This is a genomic window from Streptomyces sp. NPDC013157, from assembly GCF_042899865.1.
Taxonomy (GTDB): domain Bacteria; phylum Actinomycetota; class Actinomycetes; order Streptomycetales; family Streptomycetaceae; genus Streptomyces.
This window is the reverse complement of record NZ_JBIBAK010000001.1, coordinates 574,912-597,444: the sequence shown is the minus strand read 5'-3', so window position 1 is coordinate 597,444 and position 22,533 is coordinate 574,912. Positions and strand designations below refer to the sequence as shown.

The window sequence follows — 22,533 nt, the reverse complement described above, 5'->3', positions numbered from 1 at the left end:
TGCGGCGCCGTCGTGGCTGGTCGCGCAGGTCCTCCCCCAGCCTTCGGCCGGGGGTACCCCCGGGTCACCGCGAGAGCGAGAGCAGGTGCCACTGCCAGGCGTCGAGGGCGACGAACAGGCCCGGGTCGGCCAGTTCGTCGCCCTGCCGGTCGTAGGTGCTCCCGTCGAGCAGCCCGGTCAGCCGGCAGGAGCGGCCCCGGAGTCCGTCCCAGGGGAGGGGAACCCGCCCCTGGGCGGGCTCCCCGGAGTAGTTGACGACCACGAGGCAGTGGTCCGGTGCCGTGGTCCAGGACCAGGCGAGCAGACTGCGGTGGGTGTCGTTGTCAGGCCAGCCGGTGCAGGCCAGCAGCTGCCAGTCGCCCTCGCGCACGGGGGCCACCGCGGCCACGAGGCGTTCGTGGAAGTCGCGCAGGGACGCGTCGGCGGGCTCCTCGGGCCGGCGCGACAGGAACACGGGCAGGCGGATCCGGCGGCCCTCGAACTGGCCCTCGTGCCAGAGGGTCGCGCCGGGCAGGGTGGCCACGGCCACGGCCGCCGCCCGTTCCCTGTCGCCCGGCAGGGCGGCGGCGGCCCGGGGTTCGTCGTGGTTCTCCAGGAACCGGACGAGTCCGCGCTGGTAGCCGAGGCCGGCCTGCACATGGGCGCGGACGGAGCCGGCGTCCTCGTGGACCAGCCGGTCGTAGAGCCGCTTGTCGTAGCAGTGGTCGAAGCCCTGCTGCTGGAGCGCCCATTCGAGGTCCCAGTACGCCTCCGCGACGAAGAGCAGGCCGGGGTGGCGCTCCCGCACCCGGCGGACGACGTACGGCCAGAAGTCCTCGACGGGGGCCTGCCCCGCCCGCTCGCCCCAGGTCCTGGCGAACACGTCGTTCATCGGAAGCATCGCCATGTCGCAGCGCACGCCGTCGGCCTGGTCGCCGATCGACACCAGCGTCTCGACCGTCGCGGTACGGAGCCGCTCGCTGAAGGCGTTCAGCTGGACCACGTCCGGCCAGGGCGGGAAGTAGGGGTCACGGCCCCGGGCGAACACGGTCCCGGCGGTCTCCAGGAACGCCTCCGGCGAGCGGGCCAGGTCCTCCGGCGTGCCCTGGACCAGGCAGTCCGGGCGCTCGGTGAGCCAGGGGTGGTCGGGGGCCACGTGGTTGGGGACGTAGTCCAGGATCAGGCGCACTCCGCGCGCGGCGAGTTCGGCCCGTGCCGCGGCCAGTCCCTCGGGGCCGCCGAGGGACCGGTCCACGACGTAGTCCCGTACGCAGTACGGCGATCCGGCGATGTCCGCCTCGGTGAGGCCGGGCAGCGCCTCGCGGAAGGAGGCGAGCAACTCCTCGTCGCCCAGGGCGATCCGCAGCCCGGCCGGGCTGCGCTCCCACACGCCCATCAGCCACACGGTGTCCACGCCCGGCCGCGCGACCCCGTCCCAGACCTCGCCGGGCACCTCGCCCAGGGTGACGGGACGCCCGTACCGTTCTCCCAGCTCGCCGAGCCAGACAAGGGTGTTGATCTCGTAGATCACCGTCATGACAGCGGCTCCTCCCGCAGGGCGCCCCAGTCTCCCGCGCCGACGACCCGGAACAGGGTGGCGGTGACCGCGGCCAGGCCGGTCCAGCCGGTCTGGTGGGAGGCGCCGAGGCCGGCGCCGTTGTCGCCGTGGAAGTACTCGTAGAACAGGATCAGGTCCTTCCAGTGCGGGTCCTTGGCGAACTCGGGCCGGGCGCCGTGCACCGGGCGGTGGCCGTCCTCGTCGCTCAGGAAGGTCGAGGTGAGCCGGCCGGAGATCTCGCGGGCGACCTCGTACAGGTTCAGCCGCCGGCCCGAACCGGTCGGGCACTCCACGGTGAACCCGTCGCCGTGGTAGGCGTGCAGGTTCAGCAGGGCGCGGACGAGCAGCAGGTTGACCGGGAACCACACCGGGCCACGCCAGTTGGAGTTGCCGCCGAACATGCCCGAGTCGGACTCGGCGGGCAGGTAGCCGACGCCGTACGTCTCCCCGTGCACCTCGAACGTGTAGGGATGCGCCGCGTGGTGGCGGGACAGGGAGCGGATGCCGTGCGGGCCGAGGAACTCCTCCTCGTCGAGCATGCGGGCCAGGATCCGGCGCAGCCGGTCCTCGCCGAACAACGCGAACAGGTGCCGTCCCTCCGCGCCGGACCCGAGGACGTCGTGCGAGGCGACCAGGCCCTCGACGGCCGGGTGCCGCCGTACGAACTCACGTGCTCCCTCCACGAGTTCCGGGAACCGGCGGTCGGTCCAGGCAGCGACCACACTGGTCGCGACGAGCGGGATGAGACCGACCAGCGAGCGCACCCTGAGCGGGGTGGCGCCGCCGTCGGGCAGGCGCAGCACGTCGTAGAAGAAGCCGTCCTCCTCGTCCCACAGACTCGCGTTGTCCTTGCCGATGCGGTTCATGGCGACGGCGATCCACGCGAAGTGCTCGAAGAGCGTCTGCGCCTGCTCGATGTACACCGGGTTCTCCGCCGCCAGCTCGACGGCGATCTCCAGCAGGTTCTGGCAGTACAGCGCCATCCAGGCGGTGCCGTCGGCCTGGTCGAGGTGGCCGCCGGTGGGCAGCGGCGCGCTGCGGTCGAAGACGCCGATGTTGTCCAGGCCGAGGAAACCGCCCTGGAAGACGTTGTTGCCGTCGGTGTCCTTGCGGTTGAGCCACCAGGTGAGGTTCTTCATCAGCTTCTGGAAGGCGTTCTCCAGGAAGGCGCGGTCACCGCGGCCGGTGCGGTGCTTCTCCAGCTCGTAGACGAAGAGGACGGCCCAGGCGTGCACGGGCGGGTTGACGTCGCCGAAGTTCCATTCGTACGCCGGGATCTGGCCGTTGGGATGCAGGTACAGGCGGCGCAGCAGCAGCTCCAGCTGCGACTTGGCGAACCCGATGTCGACCATGGACAGCGCGATGGCGTGGAAGGCGAGGTCCCAGGCCGCGAACCACGGGTACTCCCACGTGTCCGGCATCGACATGATCTCGTCGTTGACCATGTGGTACCAGGCGCTGTTGCGGACGCGCGGGTCGGCGGCGAGCGGATCGACGCCGTGCTCGGCCAGCCAGCGCTCCACGTCGAGGTAGTAGTACTGCTTGCTCCACAGCATCCCGGCCAGTGCCTGCCGCACCAGCCGCCGCTCGTCCTCGCCCAGGCCGTCCGGGACGACGCCCTCGAAGAAGGCGTCGGCCTCGGCCCGGCGGGTGTCCAGCACCGACCCGAACCCGCTCCACGGATCGGCGGGTTCACCGTCCGTCAGGCGCAGACGGACGGTGGCGCTGCCGCCGGCGGGCACGGTGAGCACCTGGTGGACGGCGGCCTTGGTGCCGGTCCGTGCGGGATTGACGGCGGCCTGCTCGCCGTGGACGACGTACCGGCCGATGCCGTCCTTGACGTAGGGGGTGGCGTTGGGGCTGCCGAAGATCCGCTCGTTGTCGGTGTCGTTCTCGGTGAAGAGAGTCTCCGCCGCACCCTCGAAGTACAGTCGGCGCGGCCCGAGTTCCTCGTGGTCGGCGAGGATCGCGCCGTCCGCGTGCCGCAGGCCGGGCACCGCGGTGCCGCCCGCCCACGACCAGGTGTGCCGGAACCACAGCGTCGGCAGCAGATGGAGCGTGGCCTCGTCGGGTCCGCGGTTGTGCGCGGTGATCTCGACGAGCAGGTCCTCGGGGCCGGCCTTGGCGTACTCCACGAACACGTCGAAGTAGCGGTCCTCGTCGAAGACACCGGTGTCCAGCAGCTCGTACTCGGACTCGCCGCGCCCGCGGTCCCGGTTGACGGCCACGAGCTCGTCGTACGGGAACTCCGCCTGCGGGTACTTGTAGAGGAACTTCATGTACGAATGGGTCGGCGTGCTGTCGAGGTGGAAGTAGTACTCCTTGACGTCCTCACCGTGGTTGCCCTCGGCGTTGGTGAGGCCGAACATCCGCTCCTTGAGGATCGGGTCACGGCCGTTCCACAGCGCGAGTGCCAGGCACAGCCGCTGCTTGTCGTCGCTGACGCCCGCGATGCCGTCCTCGCCCCAGCGGTAGGCCCGGGAGCGGGCCTGGTCATGGGTGAAGTACGACCAGGCGTCGCCGTCGGGGCTGTAGTCCTCGCGCACCGTGCCCCACTGCCGCTCGCTCAGGTACGGCCCCCAGCGCCGCCACGCCACCCGCCCCGCGTCGGCCGCCGCCAGCCGCAGCCGCTCGGCGTCGGCCCTGCCGCCGTTCTCCGTGTCATCCGCCATCGCACGCCCTCCCGGTACGGCACCTGCACTCGGACTCGGACACCTCGGACTCGGTCGCCACCATTCTGCGGGGTCCGGGCCGGCCGGAGCAGCCGTCCGCGTCCTCCCGCGCCGGGGTTCCCCGTGGGCCGTGCGGTCCGTCTGCGCCGGGTTCGCACGCCCCCGCGGACGGTGCCGGCGCTCCCGCTCGCCCATCCCGCCCGGCGTGCGCATTTCCCGGCAGGGCAACATCTGCTCAGCTGCCACCCAACCGTGAGAGGTCGTCATGTCCGTTCGCCCTGCCGCCGTGCCGGCACTGCTGACCTGTCTGCTGCTGGCGGGCTGTTCGTCCGTCCAGCTCGGTACCTCGGACCCGTCCTCGTCGGGCGCTCCGGCGCCGCAGACGTCCTCGTCGGGTGCCGCGGGCGCCGCGCACGAGATCGCGGTCGGCGCCGGGCCGCAGAAGAAGTACACGGTGCAGCAGCAGCCGGCCGCCGGGTCGTGCCACTACCGGTACGAGAAGGGGGAGCCGCTGGAGGACAGCGCGTGCACCCCGGGCGCGATATCCCCCGCGGTCACCCAGGCCAACCTGAGGACGACGATCTGCCGCAAGGGCGGCTACACCTCCGGCGTCCGGCCGTCCGCCTACGTCACCGGCAAGGAGAAGAAGCTCAACGCCGCCTCCTACGGCTACACCGGTGCCACGGGCGAGGCCGAGTACGACCACCTGATAAGCCTCCAGCTCGGTGGCGACCCCAACGACCCGCGCAACCTGTGGCTCGAACCCGCGGACCCCGGCCACCGGGCCGGTCAGGGCGTCAACAACAAGAAGGACCCCGTGGAGACCAAGCTGCACACCGCGGTCTGCGCGGGCAAGGTCACCCTCGCCCAGGCGCAGCAGGCGATCGTCACCGACTGGACCACGGCCCTCGCCAGGCTCGGCCTCGGCTGAGTACGGGGCGGACCGCTGCGCTCTGCTCCACCCCGTGCGGTCGCCGGCTGTTAGCGTGCGGACGCATGGCGGACAGCGTGTACGTGGGCAAGGCGGGCAAGGACGCGGCGACGGACCGGGGATGGCTGCTCGGCCACTTCAAGGAGCACGACGACCCACGGCACAGCCGAGCCGTCGAGGTCAAATGGGGCGTCCACCCACGCGGCGAACAGCGGACGCAGTGGGTGCAGGGCGAGGTGCGCACCACTCTCCTGGTGCTCGTCACCGGTCGTTTCCGCCTGGAGTTCCCCGGCCGTAGCGTGCTCCTGGAAGAGCAGGGCGACTACGTCGTCTGGGGCCAGGGAGTGGATCACTCCTGGGCCGCGGAGGACGATTCCGTCGTCCTGACCGTGCGATGGCCTTCCGTGCCCGGATACGCGGCGCCGTAGGACGGGCCGCCGGCACCCGGTGGCCCGGAGGCCGGCCACGTACGACGGGCCGGATCGCCGAGCGAGTCGCCCGCCGCATCGACGGAAAGGTCGTCGTCGACGGCCTGACGCTCGCCCTCCGTCCCGGGGAGACCGCCGGCCTGCTCGGCCCCGACGGGTCGGGCAGGTCGACGCTGCTGCGCCTGCTCGCGGGCGTCCTCGCCCCCGCTGCCGGAGTCGTCACCCCCGGCGTCGCCCCCTGCCCCGACATCCTCGGCCTCTACGTCTTCACACCGCCCCGCAGGGCGCGATGAGCGGCGGTGCAGTTCCCGGGCTCCGACATCTCACGTTCTGCGGGCGGCGTGCGTCTACCGGACAGGAGACAGGAGAAGGGAGACGCGGATGAGCACGCGGCACATCGTGGTCGAGACCCGCCTCGGACCGGTCACACTCGTCGCCAGGGGCGGGACGATCGCCGACCTGTACTTCAGGCACCACGTCCGTCGGCCCCCGCAGGAGGCGTTCGGCCCCGAGGTGACCGACTCGACGGACGCGCTGCTGAACGAGGCGGTCCGGCAACTGGGCGACTACCTTGCGGGGCGACGCAGGCAGTTCGATCTCCCGCTCGCCGCCGAGGGCGACGCGTTCCAGCACGCCGTCTGGGACATCGTGAAGGCCGTCCAGTGCGGTGACACGACCACCTACGGGCGTATCGCCGAGCAGGTCGGAGACCGCCGCCTCGCGCAACGGGTCGGGCGGGCCGTGGGTGCGAACCCGCTGTGCATCTTCGTGCCGTGCCACCGCGTCGTCGGCTCCGACGGTTCCCTCACCGGATACGCCGGCGGGCTGAAGCGCAAGCAGGCGCTGCTGGAGATCGAGGAGCCGTCCGCGGCCGGCGCAGGACGGTTGTTCTGACGGGGAAACACGCGTTTGTCGCCAGAGGCACGTCTTCAATGGGATGGACATGAAACAGCCGTTCGAGAACGTGGTCGCGCAGCACGGTGCCACGGTGCTGCGCGTCTGCCGGGTCGTCCTCGGCCCGCACGACGCGGACGACGCGTGGTCGGAGACCTTCCTCTCCGCCATGCGCGCCTATCCCGGCCTGCCCGAGACGGCGAACGTGGAGGCATGGCTCGTGACGATCGCGCACCGCAAGGCGATCGACGTGCTGCGTGCCGCGAAGCGGAGCCCGCTGCCGGTCGACGAGGTGCCGGAGGCACCGACACGGCAGGGCTTTCCGGACTCCGGGGACTTTGACCTGTGGGCCGCGGTGAGAGACCTTCCCGGCAGACAACGCCAGGCCGTCGCCTACCGCTACGTGGCGGGACTGGCCTACGCCGAGATCGCGGAGATCCTCGGCGGCACCGCCGACGCGGCCCGCAGAGCCGCCGCGGACGGGCTCAAGAACCTCAGGAAGAGATATCCGGACGCGAGCACGAAAGGAGCAGCATCATGAGCGGCACTCGCGACGATGACGACATCACCGCCCTGCTGTCGACGCCCGTGGACGCCGACACCCTCAGCCGGCTCCACCGCCGTCTGGAGCAGGCGGCGGAGCGAGCCGATCTCGTCGATGTCGCCTACACCACCATCGACTCACCTGTCGGCGAACTGCTGCTCGCCGCCACCCCGAAGGGCCTGGTCCGCGTGGCGTACGCCGGCGAGGGCCACGATCGAGTCCTGGAAGCCCTCGGCCAGAAGCTCAGCCCGCGCATCCTGCGCGCCCCGAAGCGGCTGGACGGAGCGGCTCGCGAGATCGACGAGTACTTCGCCGGGCGCCGACGGGTCTTCGACCTGCCGCTGGACCTGTCCCTGTCCCGCGGATTCCGGCGCCTGGTGCAGACGCACCTGCCCGAGATCGGGTACGGCCAGACCCGCAGCTACCGGGACATGGCCGAACTCGTCGGCAATCCCAAGGCCGTCCGAGCGGTGGGTACCGCCTGCGCGACCAACCCGCTGCCGATCGTGGTCCCGTGCCACCGCGTGCTGCGCACCGACGGCACGCTCGGCGGTTACGTCGGCGGCCTCGAAGCCAAGACCACGCTGCTGAACCTGGAGGCCGCGGCATGAGCACCGCCGAGGAGGCGCCCAGGACCTCTGCCGCCGGCGACAGGCTCTAGGTGCCACCGCCGTCGGCCCGGTTCAGGGTGATGTCGTCGGCGTAGTAGCTGCCCTGCGCGTACCAGCCGTGCACGTGGACGGTCACGCTGGTCTGGGAGGCGCCTGTGGTGAAGGAGACGGTCAGGGGGCTGTACCGGGAGGGGGAGTCGGTCCAGGTGGAGGCGCCTCCGTTCACGCCCAGGTAGACGTAGGAGCCGCGGACCCAGCCGCTGAGTGAGTAGGTGGTGTCCGGCCGTACCGCGACGGTCTGGTCGCACTGCGCGGTGTCGCTCGAACTCACCGTCCCCTGGAGGGCTTTGGAGCCCGTGTGGACGGGGGAGGAGACGATCGAGCCCGGGTCGCCGGCGCAGTTCCACGGCGAGAGGACGCCCGACTCGAAGCCGGGGTTGGCCAGAACGCCGGCGCCCCCGGCCACGCCCGGCACGGCCGATGTCGGGGCGGCCGACGCGCTCGCCGGGGGAGCGGCCGGGGTGGCCTCGGTGGGGCTGGGGATCAGCAGACAGCCGCCGAACCCGACGACGGCCGCCGCGGCGACCCCGATCGACACGGCCGCCCGGCGCTGTCCGGGCCCCGGGCGCGGGCGGGTGCCGTCGTCGGGTGACGCGGGGAGCTCCGCTGTCCCGCCGTCGGCCGGGGTGCGGGGAACGGTTGCATGGCCGCGGTAGTCCTCGTCCTGGCGTATGTCGTCGAGCAACTGGGCCAGCGCGTCGGTGTTGCGCATGCGCAGCACGCGGACGGGTTCCGGCGCGGTGCGGTCGTCCGGTGTGTCGGACGCGGGCGGCGTGGGCACGGTGCTCTCCTTCCGTCCCGTGGCACAGACCGGTGCTGTCCCTGCGGAACTCATACGCACCGCCCGCTCCGGAGGTTCAACCGGGCCCCCGGGGGAGCCACGCCCGACGCTCGTGAGCTCCGCTGTCCCGCCGTCGGCCGGGGCGCGGGGGCCCGGTGAACTCGGCCGCGGTGTCGGATCCGACCAGCCGCCGTGTCGAGTCCGTGGCAGGGCGTCAGTCGTGTTCGGTCCCGTCCGGTTCCGGCTGTACCTGCTGAGTCGGTGATGGCGGGAACAGGCGGTCCTCCAGGACGGGCAGTCCGAACAGCAGGAGAAGTGGTACCAACGGGGTGAGTAGAGCTGTGACGATCACGGCGCCTCCCCGCGAAGCTGGCGATCACGGCTGTCACTCGGCGGCAAGCCGGCCATGTCCACCGTGCGGCCGAACGAGGGACGCCGCACCCGGGGACCCAGGGTGTGTAGACCGAACGAGTGATGCGTGGTCCCGTCCGGGCAGGTGGCGGATCCCGTTGTGATCGCGCTGGACCGGCCTCATCGGCATTTCGCAGCATCGCGAGGGTAATCGGCGGGAAATAGTTCTGGGCCGGCTGCCGCACTGCTGTCCGCAGGAGCCGGTGGAGCCATGGCGGCAACAACGCCGACGCAACCGGCGTCGATCACGGTCAAGGCAAGCCCCACGACCGTGAAGGCCGGTCAGACCGTCCGGTTCGCCGGACACACCTCCGGCATTCGGCCCGGAGCGGCGGTCATGCTCCACATCGACAAGAGCGGCAAGTGGATACCGGTCCACGTCAACTCCAGGGTGAAAAGGGCGACACCTACGCCTTCGCCACCCGGGTCCACAGGAAAGGCACCCGGCAATTCCGTGTCGCCTCCGGTCAGACCCACTCTCCTGCCGTCAACGTGACGGTGCAGTGACTCCGCTCCCCGCGCCCTACCGGGCGGGTGCCGATCGGGCCGCCGTGTCGACGTCCGTGGTGGTGACGAGGCGATCCTGCTGGTTCCGGCATTCGGCGTGCCGGAGGCGGACGACCGCGTCGAGTCCGCCGCCGGGGGCCGCCTCCAGGGTGACCTCGCCCCCTCCTGCGCGGGTGAGATGCCGGACCAGTGGCAGACCGAGGCCGGTGCCGTCGTGGTCGGCGTGGGGAGCTCGCCAGAAGCGGTCGAAGGCCCTGTGCCGTTCGGCCTCGGTCATGCCGGGGCCCTGGTCGATCACATGCAACTCGGCCATGGGCGGGGTGCGGGTGCCTTGTGCGGGGGTGGTGACGACGGCCAGCGTGACGGCGGTTCCCGGCGCGGACACCCGGAGCGCGTTGGAGAGCAGGTTGTCGATGATCTGTTCCAGCGCACCGGGGACTGCCAGCACCGGAACGGACGTGCCTCCGGACACGATGATGTCGACCTGCTGTTCGTCGGCGAAGGCCGTCCAGATGGCCGCGCGGTCGGAGACGACGGCATCGAGATCGGCGGCCTCTGCCCGGATCTCCGTGTTCTCCAGCCGTGCGAGTGCGAGCAGCCCCTGCACCATGCGGCTGAGCCGCTCCAACTCCCCGACCGCCTTGTCGAGGCTCTCCTGGGCGCAGGGGGCGAGGTGCGGCTCGAAGTTCTCCAGGCGCAGGCGTAGTGCGGTCAGGGGTGTCTTCAGCTGGTGTGACACGTCGGAGGCGAACGCCTGCTGAGCCTGGAGCAGGTGCTGAAGCCGGGTCGCGGTCCGGGTGAACGACGCGGCGAGCCTGCGCAGTTCCGGTGGCCCGTGGTCGGTGGCCGGTGGATCGGTGAGCCGGCCTTCGGCGAGTTGCGCGGTGGCGCGTTCCAGGGCCTGCACGGGGCGGGTGATCGAGCGCGCGAGAGCGAACCCGATCAGGGAGGCCGCGGCGAGGACTCCGAGACCGACGGCGGCGAGGACCAGCCAGGTGGTGCGCACCCTGGCCTTGAGCGGACCCAGCGCGTACACCGTTCGCACCACACAGGCGACGGCGGGGTTGGACCCGCCCGGCACGGTGACGAAGAGGAATGCACCGTCCGCGGGCGTGCCCCCGCGCGTGCCGACGCTGGGGCGGTCGTGCAGTGCCGCGGAGATGTCCGGCTCGGCGGACAGGTCCTCGCCGACCACGGCATGGGCAGCGGTGTCGGTGAGGACGATGCCCCGGCGGTCGGCGACGAGCACGGTACCGCCGGTCCGCCGCCCGTACGCGAGGGCGAGGTCGGGCAGGTCGGCTGTCAGTCCGTGCTCCATCTTGTCCTCGCAGACCTCGGCGAGCGTCATCGCCCCCTGCTCCGCCGTGCGGGAGAAGCGGGCCAGCTCGCTGCGGGCGTAGAAGACGCCGAAGGGCACTTCGAGCGCGAGCAGGACGAGCAGTATCAGGCTCAGGTGGCTGAGCAGGAGGCGACGGGTCACCGGGTCTCTCCGCCGCGCGCCCGCACCGCGGTGGACGGGGCGTCGAGATGCGCCGGGGGGACGAGGCGGAAGCCGATTCCGCGGATGTTCTCGATCCAGGACGCGTCGCCGAGTTTGCGCCGCAGCGCGGCGATGTGGACGTCCAGGGTCTTGGTGGGGCCGAAGAAGTTGGGTTCCCAGACCGCGTCGAGGATCTGCCGGCGGGAGCATACGGCACCGGGGTCCTCGGCGAGGCAGGTGAGCAGGTCGAACTCCTTGGGCGCGAGGGCGATGGACGTCTGGTCCAGGCGTACCTGCCGGGTGCGGCGGTCGATGGTCAGCGGGCCGATCCGCTGGATGTCGGGCGTCCCGGGATGACCGAGGCCGTCGGAGGGCTTCGCAGATCCCCACTGGCGGTCCGGGACCGCTGGGCGGGCGCGGCGGGTGACGGCACGGATCCGGGCGACGAGCTCCCGTACGCCGAAGGGCTTGGAGACGTAGTCGTCCGCACCCAGTTCGAGCCCGAGGACACGGTCCACCTCGTCGTCCCTGGCCGTGATCATGATGATCGGCACGGACGAGCGGGATCTCAGCGTCCGGCACACGTCGATGCCGTCCATGTCCGGCAGCCCCAGGTCCAGCAGCACCATCGCCGCCTCCGGCGCGGCGAGGCCCTCGGCCCCCGTCCTGGCGTGTTCCACGGTGAACCCGAAACGGCGCAGCCCCTCCGCCAGCGGCCCGGCCACCCGGTCGTCGTCCTCGATCAGCAAGACACGCATGCCGAAAGGCTCACAGACACCGGCCACGGCGCGTGGCGCAAACGCCGCAAGCTCCCCCGAGCCAGTGATCTTCCACGGCCGGCTCATTCGCTGGGGCGCGGCTTCTTGACGACATCAAGGGCCTGGCCAGCGTGGCGTTAGCCCAGGGTTAAGACGTCGGACGCCGGCCCTCGGTCTCCCAGGTGGCAGTCGGAACCTGATCCAGGGTCAGTCGGCGGGCCCCGGAGCCCTTCTCGGCTGATGCGGCCGGAACGGCGTAGGACGAAACGTTGTTCCGGGGGTGTCCGCGGCCTCTCGCTGTATTCGCTCTGGCAATTCCATTGATCGTTTTCCCCTAGCGTCGAGGGCGGTCGGTGCCACCGGAGCACCGCCGGACCATCCGCCACCGCGAGGACCAGGGACACCGCATGCCCATCGACGAACTGCGCCGCATCCGCCCGGACCTGGTGGAGCCCTTCGCGGCCGCGCTCCCGGGAGCGCGCGCCACCGTGCTGGCCCGGCTGTGGAGCGCCTTCGGACGAGAACCCCTGCCCGGTGTGACCAGGCGTCGCCGTGAGGCCGGATCTCTGGTTATCGAGCTGCAAAGGGGCGGTTCGCTCTCGGCCACCGAGGCGGGCGCGCGGCCGTTCGCCGACGTTCCGCGGGACTTCGCCGTGTCGGGGCCGGAGGGGCCGATCAGCGACCCGGCCCGGCTGTTGGGACAGCTGGGCCTGCGTACCCCCGCGGCAAAGCGGCTGGCGGCCGAACTCGACAACAGCGTCGTCAACCTGGCCCTCGCCAGAGCCGCGAACGCGGGCCGGAAGGTCTCCCCGGCCGACTCGGCGGACGCCGAGCAGGCGGTCGTCGACGGCCACCCGCAGCACCCCTGCTGCCGGACGCGCACCGGCATGTCCGTCGCCGACGTGCTGGCCTACGCGCCCGAACACCGCCCGGTCGTCCGGCTGGCCCTGGTCCGGGTCCCGGCCGGCCGCTGGCAGGGCGCCGGCGACTGGCCGCGGACGCTGCGGGACGGCGACGCCTACCTGCTGCCGGTGCACCCCTGGCAGCGGGACCACGTGCTCGGGCACCACCGCGACCTGGCCGTCGTGGAGGAGACGATCCCGGCCCGCCCGCTGCTGTCGCTGCGTACCCTCGCACCGCTCGGCGCGCTGCCCGGATGCCACGTCAAGACCGCGCTCGACGTCCAGGTCACCAACTACCGGCGCACCGTCTCCCCGGCCGAGGTCGCCGACGGACCCCCGCTGTCCGACCTGGTCGCGGCCGTCCTCGACAAGGCCGGACACAGCGACAGCCTGCGCGTCCTGCGGGAGCTGGGCGGCGGCTCGGTGCGCGTGGACGGACACCCCTCCGCAAGCCTCACCACCATGATCCGCGAATCGACCGAGTGCCACCTCGACGCCGGGGAGATCGCCGTTCCGCTCACGGCCGTGCACGCGACCGGAGCCGCCGTGGTGTCGGGGGACCCGGTGCGCTGGCTGGCGGACCTCGCCGGCCTCGTCCTGCCGCCCGCCCTGACGCTGCTGTCCATGGGGGTGGCGCTGGAGGCACACGGCCAGAACACCCTGGTCGTCCTGCGCGACGGGCGGCCGGTGCGGGTGCTGTACCGGGACCTGGACGGCGTACGGGTCAGCCCGCGCCGCCTGGCCCGGTGCGGGTTCACGCTGCCACCGCTGCTCGGCACCCGCGCCGGCGACGACATCGGCGCGCTGCGCACCAAGCTCTTCGGCGGCCTGGTCAGCGGGGTCTTCAGCGAGCTGGTCGACGTCCTCGGCCGGACCCGGGCGGCCGAGCCACGGGCGCTGTGGGGCACGGTCGCCGAGGCCGGACGCCACGCCTTCGCCGACCTGCCGGACCAGGAGGACGCGGCCGCGTTCTTCGGGGACACGATGCCGCTGAAGGCGACCGTCGCCATGCGCCTGTCCGAGAACCCGGGCGCCGCGCAATGGACGTCCGTGCCCAACCCCCTGGCGCTCTGCCGTTGACCTCCGACACCGACCGCTGTCCCACTGGAGCGACCACATGACCACCGGCACGGCCCCCCACACCGAGAGCGCCACCACCGTCCCTTCCCCGACCGCGGAGCCGTCGCGGACGGCCGACCTCGTCACGACCCACACACTGCTCAACTGCCTGATCCGCGAGGTGTCCGCCCCCGAGCACCAGGTGACGGTCGTCGACGACCACCTCCTGCTCCGACTGCCCCGCCGGGGCCTGCTGCTGCGTGCCGCGCTGCGGCGGACCTCGTTGATCGGAGCGCATCGCTTCCAGGGCTCGGTACAGCGGCTCGACGGCGATTCCTGGGTGACCGTGGACTGGCGCGAGCTGGCCGGCTGCATCCAGGAGGAACTGGAACAGCGCACGGGCCTGGCCAACGAGGAGTTCCTGGGCCAGGTGGCGGACAGCCGCGAGACGATCCGCGTCGTACTGGAGGAGCGGGCGGGCACCCGGACGGCCGCGGACCCGTACGTGGCCTCGGAGCAGTCCCTGGTGTTCGGCCACCGTTTCCACCCCACGCCCAAGGCCCGTACCGGCGACCCGGCGGACTGGCTGGCGTACGGCCCGGAGACCGGCACCCGCTTCCGTCTGCGCTACCTGGCCGTGCGCCGCCGCCTCGTACGGGAGGAGGGCGAGCCGCACGTGCTGGACGCGCTGCACCCGGTGGCCGGCCCGGAGTTCGCCGTACTCCCCGTGCACCCCTGGCAGTACCGGCTGCTGAAGGACCACGACCGGCTGCGCGAGGCGGTCGCCGCCGGGGATGTCGTGGACACCGGCACGGGCGGCCCGGAGCTGGTACCGACCGCATCGGTGCGGACGCTGTACGCCCCCGAGACCGACGCGTTCCTGAAGTTCAGCCTCAACGTCCGTCTCACCAACTGCGTCCGCAGGAACGCGAGTTACGAGCTGTCCGGCGCCGTTGCCCTCAACCGGCTGCTCCAGCCCGTCTTCGCCCGGCTCACCGACCGCTTCCCGGGCTGCGCGCTCCTGGCCGAGCCCGGCTACCGCGCCCTCGACACGGCCGGCGACACCGCCCTCCTGGAGGGCTTCGGCGTCATCGTCCGCTCCGGCCTGCGCCACCATCTGCGTCCCGGGGTCACACCTCTGCTCGCCGCCGCGGTGGCGGACGAGTACCCGACCGGCGCAGCCCATGTGTCCCAGCTGCTCGCCCGCGGCGACGGAGACATCCTGGCCTGGTGGGACGCGTACCTCGGGCTGTTGCTGCCGCCGGTCCTCGCCGCCTACTTCGAACACGGCGTCGTGCTCGAACCCCACCTGCAGAACGTCGTCGTCGGCGTCGAGGCCGACGGTACGCCCGCGCAGATGTTCTTCCGCGACCTGGAGGGCACCAAGCTCCTGCCCGGCCGCCACCGGCAGGCCCTCGCCGAGCTCCCTGACGACGTGCGCGGTCCCCTCACCTACGATCCCGAACACGGCTGGAACCGGGTCGCGTACTGCCTCCTGGTCAACCACACCGCGGAACTCCTCAGCGCGCTGGCCGACCTCGCCCCGGCGCTGGAACCCGCCCTGTGGGGCCTGGTCCGCGACCACCTCGCCGCCTACGCCCGCACCGCCGCCGAACCACCGCGCCTGCGCGCCCTGCTGTCCGGCGTACCGCTGCCGGCCAAGGCCAACCTCCTGCTGCGCTGGTCCCGCAAGGCCGACCGCCACGCGACCTACGTGCCCCTGCCCAGCCCGCTCGGCGCGGACTTCCCCCGCGAGGTGGTCCGGTGAGGCCCGAGACGTACGACCTCGTCGCCGCACTGCCCGACGACGATCTGCCCGCCTACGTCTACGACCTGCCCGACCTGCGCGAACACGTGCGCATGATCCGGGCCGCACTGCCGGACCGCGTCGAGCTGCTGTACGCGGCCAAGGCCAACTCCGACCCCCGGATCCTGCGCACCCTCGCCGGACACGTCCACGGCTTCGAGGTGGCCTCCGGCGGCGAACTGGACCACGTCCGCGCCCTCGTTCCGGGCGCACCGATCGCCTTCGGCGGCCCGGGGAAGACCCAGCAGGAGCTGGCCCGTGCACTGGACGCGGGAGCCGAGCGCCTGCACGTCGAGAGCGAACACGAACTCCGCCTGCTCACCACCCTGCTGGGCGACCGGACCGTGGACGTCCTGCTGCGCGTCAACCTGCCCGTCGACGTGGGCCGGGTCGCCCTGGCCATGGGCGGCGGGCCGTTCGGCATGGATCCGGTACAACTGGACCGCTGCCTGGAGGTGCTGGAGTCGGTCCCGGGCGTCCGACTGCGCGGCCTCCACTTCCACCTTGCCAGCGGCCTCCAGGCCCAGCCCCATCTCCTGCTCGTCGACAAGGTCCTCGCCTGGGCCGAGAGCTGGGCCCGCGGTCGCGGAGTGGACCTGCGCGAAGTCAACGTGGGCGGCGGCATGGGCGTCGACTACACGCATCCGCCCAGGGTGTTCGACTGGCCCGCCCTCGGCGCCGGACTGCGCCGGATCCTCGCCCGCCACCCCCGCCTCACCCTGCGGATCGAGCCCGGCCGCTCGGTCACGGCGTACTGCGGCCGGTACGTCACCCAGGTCCTGGACATCAAGTTCAGCCGGGGGCATGCCTTCGCCGTACTGCGCGGAGGCACCCACCACCTGCGCACCCCGGCCGCGAAACAGCACGACCAGCCCTTCGAGGTGATCCCCGACGACACCTGGCCGCGGCCCTGGAACCGCCCGGAGGTCCGGGACGAGCCGGTGACGCTGGTCGGACAGCTGTGTACGCCCAAGGACGTACTGGCAAGCCGGATCATGACCGAACGGCTGCGCGTCGGCGACCGGGTCGCCTTCGCCATGGCCGGCGCCTACGCCTGGAACATCTCCCACCACGCCTTCCTCATGCACCCCCACCCGACCTTCCACCACCTCGACGACACCGGCGTGCCCGTCGCAGTCGACACGTATGCCCGTCGGACGTCATGAGCGCCGTCTTCCGCCTGCCGGTGACGCACGCGCTCGCCGTCCGGAACTTCCGGCGCTACCTGCTCGGACAGCTGGTCTCCAACATCGGCACGTGGATGCAGCGCGCCGCCCAGGACCTGCTCGTCCTCCACACCACCGGCAACAGCGGCAGCGCGGTCGGCATCGTGACCGCGCTGCAGTTCCTGCCGCAGACCCTGCTCGGTCTGACCGGAGGCGTGCTGGCCGACCGGTATCCCAAGCGGAGGACGCTGCTCCTGACCCAGACGGCGATGGCCGCCCAGTCGCTCCTGCTGGGACTGCTCACGGTGACCGGAGCGGTGAACCTGCCGTCCCTCTACGCGCTGGCCTTCGCCCTCGGCACCGCCACCGCCGTGGACAGTCCCGCCCGCAACGCCTACATCTGCGAACTCGTCTCCCCCGAGCAGACGGCCGGCGCGGTCAGCCTGAACGCCGCCCAGTTCAACATGGCCCGCGCCGTCGGCCCGGCCCTCGCCGGCCTCACCGTCGCAGCCTTCGGCACCGGCCCGGTGTTCCTCCTGAACACCGCCTCGTACCTGGCCGTCCTCTACGGCCTGATCACCATCCGTACCGGCACGCCGGACGCCCCGGTCCGCGCGCGACCGGGCCCCACCCGAGCGCGCGAGGCACTCCGCCACATCGCCACCACCCCGGAACTGCTCCTGCCGGTCGGCCTCATCGCCTTCGTCGGCACCTTCGGTCTCAACTTCCAGGTCACCGTCTCGCTCGTCGCCGTCACGGTGTTCCACACGGGCGCCGCCGCCTTCGGCTGCCTCTCCGCCGCCTACGCCCTGGGCGGCCTCCTCGGCGCGGTCTACTGGGCCCACCACGGCAGGCCCCCCACCGCACGCCGGCTCACCTCCACCACGATCGGCTTCGGCGCCCTGGAAGTCGCGCAGGGCCTCATGCCGGGCTACGGCTCGTTCCTGTTCCTGCTGTTCGTCACCGGATGTGCCGCGGTGACCGTGACCACCACCGCCAACGCGCTGATCCAGCTCCATGCCGACCCACCGCTGCGGGGCCGCGTCCTGTCCGTGTACTTTCTCGTCCTCCTCGGCGGCACCCCCGTCGGGGCACCGCTGGTCGGCCTGGTGTCCGACACTCTCGGAGCCCGCTTCACCCTGGTCCTGGGCGGCGGCGTCTCGCTCGTCACCGCGCTCGCGCTCGCCCTCCTGTTCGCGAACCGAAACCGGCGGCGGGTGCGGGTCGAAGGGCTGCGGGCAGGCACCGAGACCGGAGCCGCGGCTTCCGAAGTCGGCCCGCTGCCGCCTCTGGCCAGGGGGCGGCCGCATGCGTAGTGCGGGCACGCCCTACTCTTACAACATGTAGGAGAGGTTGGGGGCGGGGCGCTGACTGAGGAGTGGCGAGAATGAGCGAACACCGGCGCCGACCGTCGGGGCGGACCACGCCGTCCGGCTCCGACGGCATGCACCACGGTGGCCGGGCCGCGGCGCGCAGGGCTGCGCAGTCCCGGGACGGGCGCGCCCGCCGCGCGGAGCGCACGCGACGTACGGACGCCGGTCGTTCCGGCCGGCGCCGCCTGATCGACTACCCGCGGACGGGCAGACGCGGCCTCCGTCGGTGGCTGCCGTCGTGGAAGCTGGTGTCCGGCACCTTCCTGCTGTTCGTCGCCGGCCTGCTGGGCCTGTTCGGCTACGCCTACGCCACGACGACCATTCCCGGTGCGAACCCCAGCACCCAGGCGCAGAGCAACACCTACTACTGGTCGGACGGCTCGGTGATGACCACCCAGGGGGCGACCAACCGGCAGAACGTCGACCTCGCCCAGGTGCCGAAGCTGGTGCAGTGGGACTTCCTCGCCGCGGAGAACGCCACCTTCTACTCCGATCCGGGTGTCGACACACAGGGCATGCTCCGCGCCGTGTACCACATGGCCACGGGCGGTGAGGTGCAGTCGGGGTCCACGATCACCCAGCAGTTCGTGAAGAACACCTACCTCAGCCAGGACCAGTCGGTCACCCGCAAGCTCAGGGAGATCATGATCTCCCTGAAGATCGGTGACCAGCTGTCCAAGCAGCAGATACTGCAGGGCTATCTCAACACCTGCTACTACGGCCGGGACGCCTACGGCATCGAGGCCGCGGCCCGTACCTACTACCACGTGCACGCCTTCCAGCTGAACGTCAGCCAGGGGGCCTTCATCGCCGCCACGGTCAACGAGCCGAGCCTGCTGATGCACGCCGACAGCGACCCGCAGGCCAAGGCCCAGGCCAAGGCCCGCTGGACGTACGTGCTGGACCGGATGGCCAAGATCCACAAGATCACCGGCGCCCAGGAACAGCAGTACCTCGCGGCGGGTTTCCCCACGCCCAGGCCGTACGCGCCGTCGGCGGGCATGGCCGGGCAGACCGGATACCTGGTGCAGGCCGCGGAGAAATACGTCGAGGCCCACACGTCCCTCACGGACCAGCAGCTGGGCCACGGCGGCTACCAGATCTACACCACCTTCGAAAAGAAGAAGGTCGGCGCCCTGTCGGCGTCCGTCACGGCGATGGAGCGGAGGCATCTCGATCCGCAGCACCGCGCGGCCGACAAGGACGTCCAGGTCGGCGCGGCGTCGATCGATCCGTCGAGCGGTGCGATCGTCGCGCTGTACGGCGGGCCCGGCTGGAACAAGGGGCACTGGACGGACAACGCCGACGCGACCGGTGTGCCGGTCGGCTCCACCTTCAAACCCGTCGACCTGGCCGCCGCTCTCGACCACGGCGCCGTCCTGTCTCCCGGGCAGCCGGCCTCGCCGATCACCCCGGCCTCGAAGTTCGACGGCGACGACGGCATCACCATCAAGAACCAGCAGGGCCAGGAGCTCCCGGACGCGAACGACCCCACGGGGCTCCTGCACCAGCGCAACGACGTGTCCACGAAGTGGGGGTACATCACCCTGCGCAAGGCGATGGAGCAGTCGGTCAACACCCCCTACGTCCAACTCGGCGAGTACGTCGGCTACGACAACGTGGAGGGCGAGGCCCTGAAGGCGGGGCTTTTGCGCACGAGCCTGCAGTACGACACCCCGGGCTTCTACATCGGTACCTCCACACCGTCGGCGATCCGGATGGCGGACGTGTACGCCACCTTCGACGACGGCGGGGTCCAGCACGAGCCGTACTCGGTGACCAAGGTCGTCGCCGACGGCCGGCAGCTGACCGGCTTCGACAAGCCCAAGGGCACCACGGCCATGCCGGCTTCGACCGCCGACACCGTCACCGACGTCCTGCGAGACGTAGTGAAGAACGGTACCGGTACCAACGCCCAGGCCCTCGGCCGCCCGGCGGCCGGCAAGACGGGTACGACCGACGACTACAAGTCCGCCTGGTTCATCGGCTACACCCCGCAACTGACCACGGCCGTGAGCATGTTCAAGGAGGACCCGAAGAACGCCGGCCTCCAGTCGATGCAGGGCGTCGGCGGCTACGCCAAGGTCTTCGGCGCCGACATGCCCACCGAGGTGTGGACCGGCTACATGACCGCCGCCCTCCAGGGGCAACCCGTCCAGCAGTTCCCGCCCGCACCCGCGCTGGGCCAGTCCACGGACGAATACGGCGCGCCCTCGCCCACCCCCTCCGCCACCGCGGCCCAGAGCGCACCCCCGGCCACCCCGACCGCGCCGGCCACCCCGACACCCACCACCGCACCGTGCCGCGGGCACGGGAAGCACTGTGTCAGCCCGAGTCCGACCGACACCACCGGAACCACCGCCGGTACAGGTGGCGGCCTCCTCGGCGGCACGACCGGCGGCAGCACCTCACCCACACCCACGCCGACGAGCACCACACCGGCGCCGACAAGCGGCCGCCGCGGGCCCTGAGCGGGGCGGACACCGACAGCGCAGCCGGCGCCGGGCGGCGTGTTCCCGGCCCGAGCGTTCACCCGCGGGGCAGGCCGGGGACGCCGTGTTCGCGCAGGGGGCCTTGTGTCTACAAGATGTAGTAGATTGGCCTGGCGGTCACTCTGGCTTCGTCGCCACGTCATTTGAGTGTCACCTCGCAGGCGCGAAGCGACCGGTGACAGAACCCGGACCCCATGGCCGCTCGCTCATCCCGTGAGCACTCGACGCGCTCACAAGGACGGAAGGACCTCTGCCTATGGCCGCGGCCGCCACCGCGCACCTGGCCCTCGACGGATCCGGCGTCGACGGCTCGTTGTTCACCTCGGTCACCGACTTCGCCCGTGACACCAAATGGCTCAACACGCCCATGGAGGTGTGGACCGACCTCGGTCTCGGGGTCTTCGCCATCCTCATGATCGCGGGCTGGTGGACCGCACGGCGCCGTGACCCGCGGGCGATGACGGTCGCGCTGGCGGCGCCGGTCGCCGTCCTGACGGCCTTCGCCGTTGCCGAGGTCGTCAAGAAGCTCGTCGCGGAGGCGCGGCCCTGCCGGTCGATGCCCCACGCCTACCTGGTCGACACCTGCCCGGCACCTTCCGACTACGCCTTCCCCAGCGGGCACGCCACCGTGGCCGCCGCGACCGTGGCAGCGCTCTTCCTGCTCGACCGCCGGCTGAGCGCCGTCGCCGCCGTGTTCGCCCTGCTGGAGGGCTTCAGCCGGGTCTACGTCGGCGCCCACTACCCCCACGACGTCCTCGGCTCCGCCGCCGTCGCCCTCCCGGTCGCCTTCCTCGTCAGCTCGGCACTGGCCCGCTGGGCCACCCCGCTGGTCGGTTCCCTGAGCCACGGGGCGCTGCGCCCGTTGCTGACGACCCAGCTCGTCGCCACCACAGCGCCGGCTCCCTGATCGCCGCGACCGGCATCCGCCTGGATGGTGCGTACGAGGACGGCGGCCGCGGTTTTCTCGTCGTGGCGGCCGGTGTCGGTGGACGCGGACCCGGCGTAGCCGGGCCGGGCGCCGACACCGGGCTCACGCCCGCCCGTGACCGGCCCTCTCGCTCGACGGGGTGAGGACCGGCGCGCCGGGCAGGTCAGAAGTGGCGCTCTCCGTGCTCCGGACGGTCAGGGGCGGCACAGCAGCCGTCCGGTCCGTGCCCGGGAGCACCGTCGTGGGCGGTCGGCGCGGCGGTGGTGGTGCCGGCATGTGCCCTGCACAGCGCCCACTGCGCGCTGTCCAGCATGCGGTCGCTGTCCGAGGCGGCGTTGGCCAGACTCGCGCAGCAGACGGCCAGCAGCAGACCGCCGGCCAGCAGGGGCAGGCTCCGGCGGGCGGGCGGCGGGGCCAGCAGGGCCCGTACCCGCTGCGGCACCACTCCGCCGGTCGCGGCCAGCGCGGCGGGACGGGACGCACCGGCGGATGCCAGGGCGGCGCGGCCCACCGCGCGGGCGACGACCGTACGGTCACCGACCCGCTCGGCGGCCTCCTCGTCGGCCCAGCGCTCCAGGACGAAGTTGCCCGCGACGGCCACCGGCCGCAGCAACGGGTTCAGTGCGGCCGTGAGCCGCCACACGCTCTGGAAGACGTGGTGACGTCCGCGGAGGTGGGCCCGCTCGTGGGCGAGCAGTGCCTCGCGCTCGGCACCATCGAGGCGGCGCAGCATCCCCCGGGAGACGACGATCCGGCCCGGCGCCCCAGGCAGTGCGAACGCCAGGGGGACGTCGTCGTCGAGTACGGCCAGCTCCGTGTGCCCGGGCAGCTCGGCACACTCCCGCCGGGCCCGGAGCAGGTGGCGGCCCTGCCGGACGGCGGCCACGCCGAGGGAGACGACGCACACCGCGAGCACCAGGGTGCTGACGGCCGCGACCACGGCGTAGACGGGGTCCTGGGAGCGCAGCGCGGACACGGACCAGCGGCCCTCCTCGGCGATCTGCGGGATCTGCGCCACTCCGGTGAAAGCCAGCAGGGCGAGGGATCCCGCCCATCCGGCCGCCGTCACCAGCGCGGCGCAGGCCAGCGCCAGGGCCGCCGGGCGCGGGGGCAGCCGGTGCGCCACGGGCGGTGCGAGCACGGCGAGTGCCGCCGTGACGAGGAACGGGATGTAGACGCTGATCAGCACCTG

Annotated in this window: 17 protein-coding genes and 1 pseudogene; 12 read left to right on the top strand and 6 right to left on the bottom strand. The window is 72.0% G+C overall.

The features are described from left to right. Positions 1-64: 64 nt before the first annotated feature. Positions 65-1,516 carry an alpha-amylase gene (locus ACFY6U_RS02735; protein WP_390034727.1) on the bottom strand — a complete coding sequence of 484 codons (1,452 nt, stop codon included), beginning with the start codon at positions 1,514-1,516 and terminating at the stop codon, positions 65-67. Continuing rightward, the gene (locus ACFY6U_RS02730; protein WP_390034726.1) at positions 1,513-4,209 is read right to left on the bottom strand and encodes a glucosidase; all 2,697 of its coding nucleotides are present in this window, start codon (positions 4,207-4,209) and stop codon (positions 1,513-1,515) included. The genes ACFY6U_RS02735 and ACFY6U_RS02730 overlap by 4 nt, the downstream gene beginning before the upstream one ends. A 265-nt stretch (positions 4,210-4,474) precedes the next feature. Between ACFY6U_RS02730 and ACFY6U_RS02725 the strand changes: the two genes are divergently transcribed. The 6 genes from ACFY6U_RS02725 (at position 4,475) to ACFY6U_RS02700 (ending at position 7,617) form a co-directional block, all read left to right on the top strand. After that, positions 4,475-5,140 (top strand): hypothetical protein, encoded by a 666-nt coding sequence (locus ACFY6U_RS02725; protein WP_390034725.1) that lies wholly within the window; start codon positions 4,475-4,477, stop codon positions 5,138-5,140. Between the two features lie 65 nt (positions 5,141-5,205). After that, positions 5,206-5,568 (top strand): signal peptidase I, encoded by a 363-nt coding sequence (locus tag ACFY6U_RS02720; RefSeq protein WP_351499496.1) that lies wholly within the window; start codon positions 5,206-5,208, stop codon positions 5,566-5,568. Next, positions 5,535-5,861 carry an ATP-binding cassette domain-containing protein gene (locus tag ACFY6U_RS02715; RefSeq protein WP_390034724.1) on the top strand — a complete coding sequence of 109 codons (327 nt, stop codon included), beginning with the start codon at positions 5,535-5,537 and terminating at the stop codon, positions 5,859-5,861. Before ACFY6U_RS02720 ends, ACFY6U_RS02715 begins: the two co-directional genes overlap by 34 nt. 88 nt (positions 5,862-5,949) lie before the next feature. Next, on the top strand, positions 5,950-6,462 hold the full coding sequence (locus ACFY6U_RS02710) for a methylated-DNA--[protein]-cysteine S-methyltransferase (protein ID WP_390034723.1): 513 nt from the start codon (positions 5,950-5,952) through the stop codon (positions 6,460-6,462). Between the two features lie 49 nt (positions 6,463-6,511). Next, a complete protein-coding gene (locus tag ACFY6U_RS02705; protein ID WP_390034722.1) occupies positions 6,512-7,003 on the top strand; it encodes an RNA polymerase sigma factor in 492 nt (163 codons plus the stop codon). Beyond that, on the top strand, positions 7,000-7,617 hold the full coding sequence (locus tag ACFY6U_RS02700) for a methylated-DNA--[protein]-cysteine S-methyltransferase (RefSeq protein WP_390034721.1): 618 nt from the start codon (positions 7,000-7,002) through the stop codon (positions 7,615-7,617). The genes ACFY6U_RS02705 and ACFY6U_RS02700 overlap by 4 nt, the downstream gene beginning before the upstream one ends. Positions 7,618-7,669: 52 nt before the next feature. On the opposite strand, the pseudogene ACFY6U_RS02695 reads toward ACFY6U_RS02700, so the two are convergent. From ACFY6U_RS02695 to ACFY6U_RS02685, 3 genes and pseudogenes are all read right to left on the bottom strand, one after another. Beyond that, positions 7,670-8,167 (bottom strand): annotated as a pseudogene (locus tag ACFY6U_RS02695) (carbohydrate binding domain-containing protein); the annotation flags it as partial. A 1,225-nt stretch (positions 8,168-9,392) separates the two neighbouring features. Beyond that, positions 9,393-10,856 carry a sensor histidine kinase gene (locus tag ACFY6U_RS02690; RefSeq protein ID WP_390034720.1) on the bottom strand — a complete coding sequence of 488 codons (1,464 nt, stop codon included), beginning with the start codon at positions 10,854-10,856 and terminating at the stop codon, positions 9,393-9,395. Then, on the bottom strand, positions 10,853-11,614 hold the full coding sequence (locus ACFY6U_RS02685; RefSeq protein ID WP_390034719.1) for a response regulator transcription factor: 762 nt from the start codon (positions 11,612-11,614) through the stop codon (positions 10,853-10,855). Before ACFY6U_RS02685 ends, ACFY6U_RS02690 begins: the two co-directional genes overlap by 4 nt. A 407-nt stretch (positions 11,615-12,021) precedes the next feature. Between ACFY6U_RS02685 and ACFY6U_RS02680 the strand changes: the two genes are divergently transcribed. The 6 genes from ACFY6U_RS02680 (at position 12,022) to ACFY6U_RS02655 (ending at position 21,320) form a co-directional block, all read left to right on the top strand. After that, the gene (locus ACFY6U_RS02680) at positions 12,022-13,596 is read left to right on the top strand and encodes an IucA/IucC family protein (RefSeq protein WP_390034718.1); all 1,575 of its coding nucleotides are present in this window, start codon (positions 12,022-12,024) and stop codon (positions 13,594-13,596) included. A 37-nt stretch (positions 13,597-13,633) separates the two neighbouring features. After that, entirely contained in the window at positions 13,634-15,343 is a 1,710-nt protein-coding gene (locus tag ACFY6U_RS02675; protein WP_390034717.1) for an IucA/IucC family protein, read from the top strand. Next, on the top strand, positions 15,340-16,548 hold the full coding sequence (locus ACFY6U_RS02670) for a type III PLP-dependent enzyme (RefSeq protein WP_390034716.1): 1,209 nt from the start codon (positions 15,340-15,342) through the stop codon (positions 16,546-16,548). The genes ACFY6U_RS02675 and ACFY6U_RS02670 overlap by 4 nt, the downstream gene beginning before the upstream one ends. Continuing rightward, positions 16,545-17,864: an MFS transporter gene (locus tag ACFY6U_RS02665; RefSeq protein ID WP_390034715.1), complete on the top strand. Its 1,320-nt coding sequence runs from the start codon at positions 16,545-16,547 to the stop codon at positions 17,862-17,864. The genes ACFY6U_RS02670 and ACFY6U_RS02665 overlap by 4 nt, the downstream gene beginning before the upstream one ends. 71 nt (positions 17,865-17,935) lie before the next feature. Continuing rightward, positions 17,936-20,392 (top strand): transglycosylase domain-containing protein, encoded by a 2,457-nt coding sequence (locus ACFY6U_RS02660; protein ID WP_390034714.1) that lies wholly within the window; start codon positions 17,936-17,938, stop codon positions 20,390-20,392. Positions 20,393-20,669: 277 nt separating this feature from the next. After that, entirely contained in the window at positions 20,670-21,320 is a 651-nt protein-coding gene (locus ACFY6U_RS02655; RefSeq protein WP_390034713.1) for a phosphatase PAP2 family protein, read from the top strand. Between the two features lie 184 nt (positions 21,321-21,504). Here ACFY6U_RS02655 and ACFY6U_RS02650 read toward each other — a convergent pair whose 3' ends face one another. Continuing rightward, positions 21,505-22,530, bottom strand: coding sequence for a M56 family metallopeptidase (locus tag ACFY6U_RS02650; protein ID WP_390034712.1), 1,026 nt, complete (start codon positions 22,528-22,530; stop codon positions 21,505-21,507). Positions 22,531-22,533: the final 3 nt, after the last annotated feature.

Bases quoted from the DNA above. Each gene is read 5' to 3' on its own strand.
- ACFY6U_RS02735 (WP_390034727.1), bottom strand. From the start codon at position 1,516: ATGACGGTGATCTACGAGATCAACACCCTTGTCTGGCTCGGCGAGCTG.
- ACFY6U_RS02730 (WP_390034726.1), bottom strand. From the start codon at position 4,209: ATGGCGGATGACACGGAGAACGGCGGCAGGGCCGACGCCGAGCGGCTG.
- ACFY6U_RS02725 (WP_390034725.1), top strand. From the start codon at position 4,475: ATGTCCGTTCGCCCTGCCGCCGTGCCGGCACTGCTGACCTGTCTGCTG.
- ACFY6U_RS02720 (WP_351499496.1), top strand. From the start codon at position 5,206: ATGGCGGACAGCGTGTACGTGGGCAAGGCGGGCAAGGACGCGGCGACG.
- ACFY6U_RS02715 (WP_390034724.1), top strand. From the start codon at position 5,535: ATGGCCTTCCGTGCCCGGATACGCGGCGCCGTAGGACGGGCCGCCGGC.
- ACFY6U_RS02710 (WP_390034723.1), top strand. From the start codon at position 5,950: ATGAGCACGCGGCACATCGTGGTCGAGACCCGCCTCGGACCGGTCACA.
- ACFY6U_RS02705 (WP_390034722.1), top strand. From the start codon at position 6,512: ATGAAACAGCCGTTCGAGAACGTGGTCGCGCAGCACGGTGCCACGGTG.
- ACFY6U_RS02700 (WP_390034721.1), top strand. From the start codon at position 7,000: ATGAGCGGCACTCGCGACGATGACGACATCACCGCCCTGCTGTCGACG.
- ACFY6U_RS02685 (WP_390034719.1), bottom strand. From the start codon at position 11,614: ATGCGTGTCTTGCTGATCGAGGACGACGACCGGGTGGCCGGGCCGCTG.
- ACFY6U_RS02680 (WP_390034718.1), top strand. From the start codon at position 12,022: ATGCCCATCGACGAACTGCGCCGCATCCGCCCGGACCTGGTGGAGCCC.
- ACFY6U_RS02675 (WP_390034717.1), top strand. From the start codon at position 13,634: ATGACCACCGGCACGGCCCCCCACACCGAGAGCGCCACCACCGTCCCT.
- ACFY6U_RS02665 (WP_390034715.1), top strand. From the start codon at position 16,545: ATGAGCGCCGTCTTCCGCCTGCCGGTGACGCACGCGCTCGCCGTCCGG.
- ACFY6U_RS02660 (WP_390034714.1), top strand. From the start codon at position 17,936: ATGAGCGAACACCGGCGCCGACCGTCGGGGCGGACCACGCCGTCCGGC.
- ACFY6U_RS02655 (WP_390034713.1), top strand. From the start codon at position 20,670: ATGGCCGCGGCCGCCACCGCGCACCTGGCCCTCGACGGATCCGGCGTC.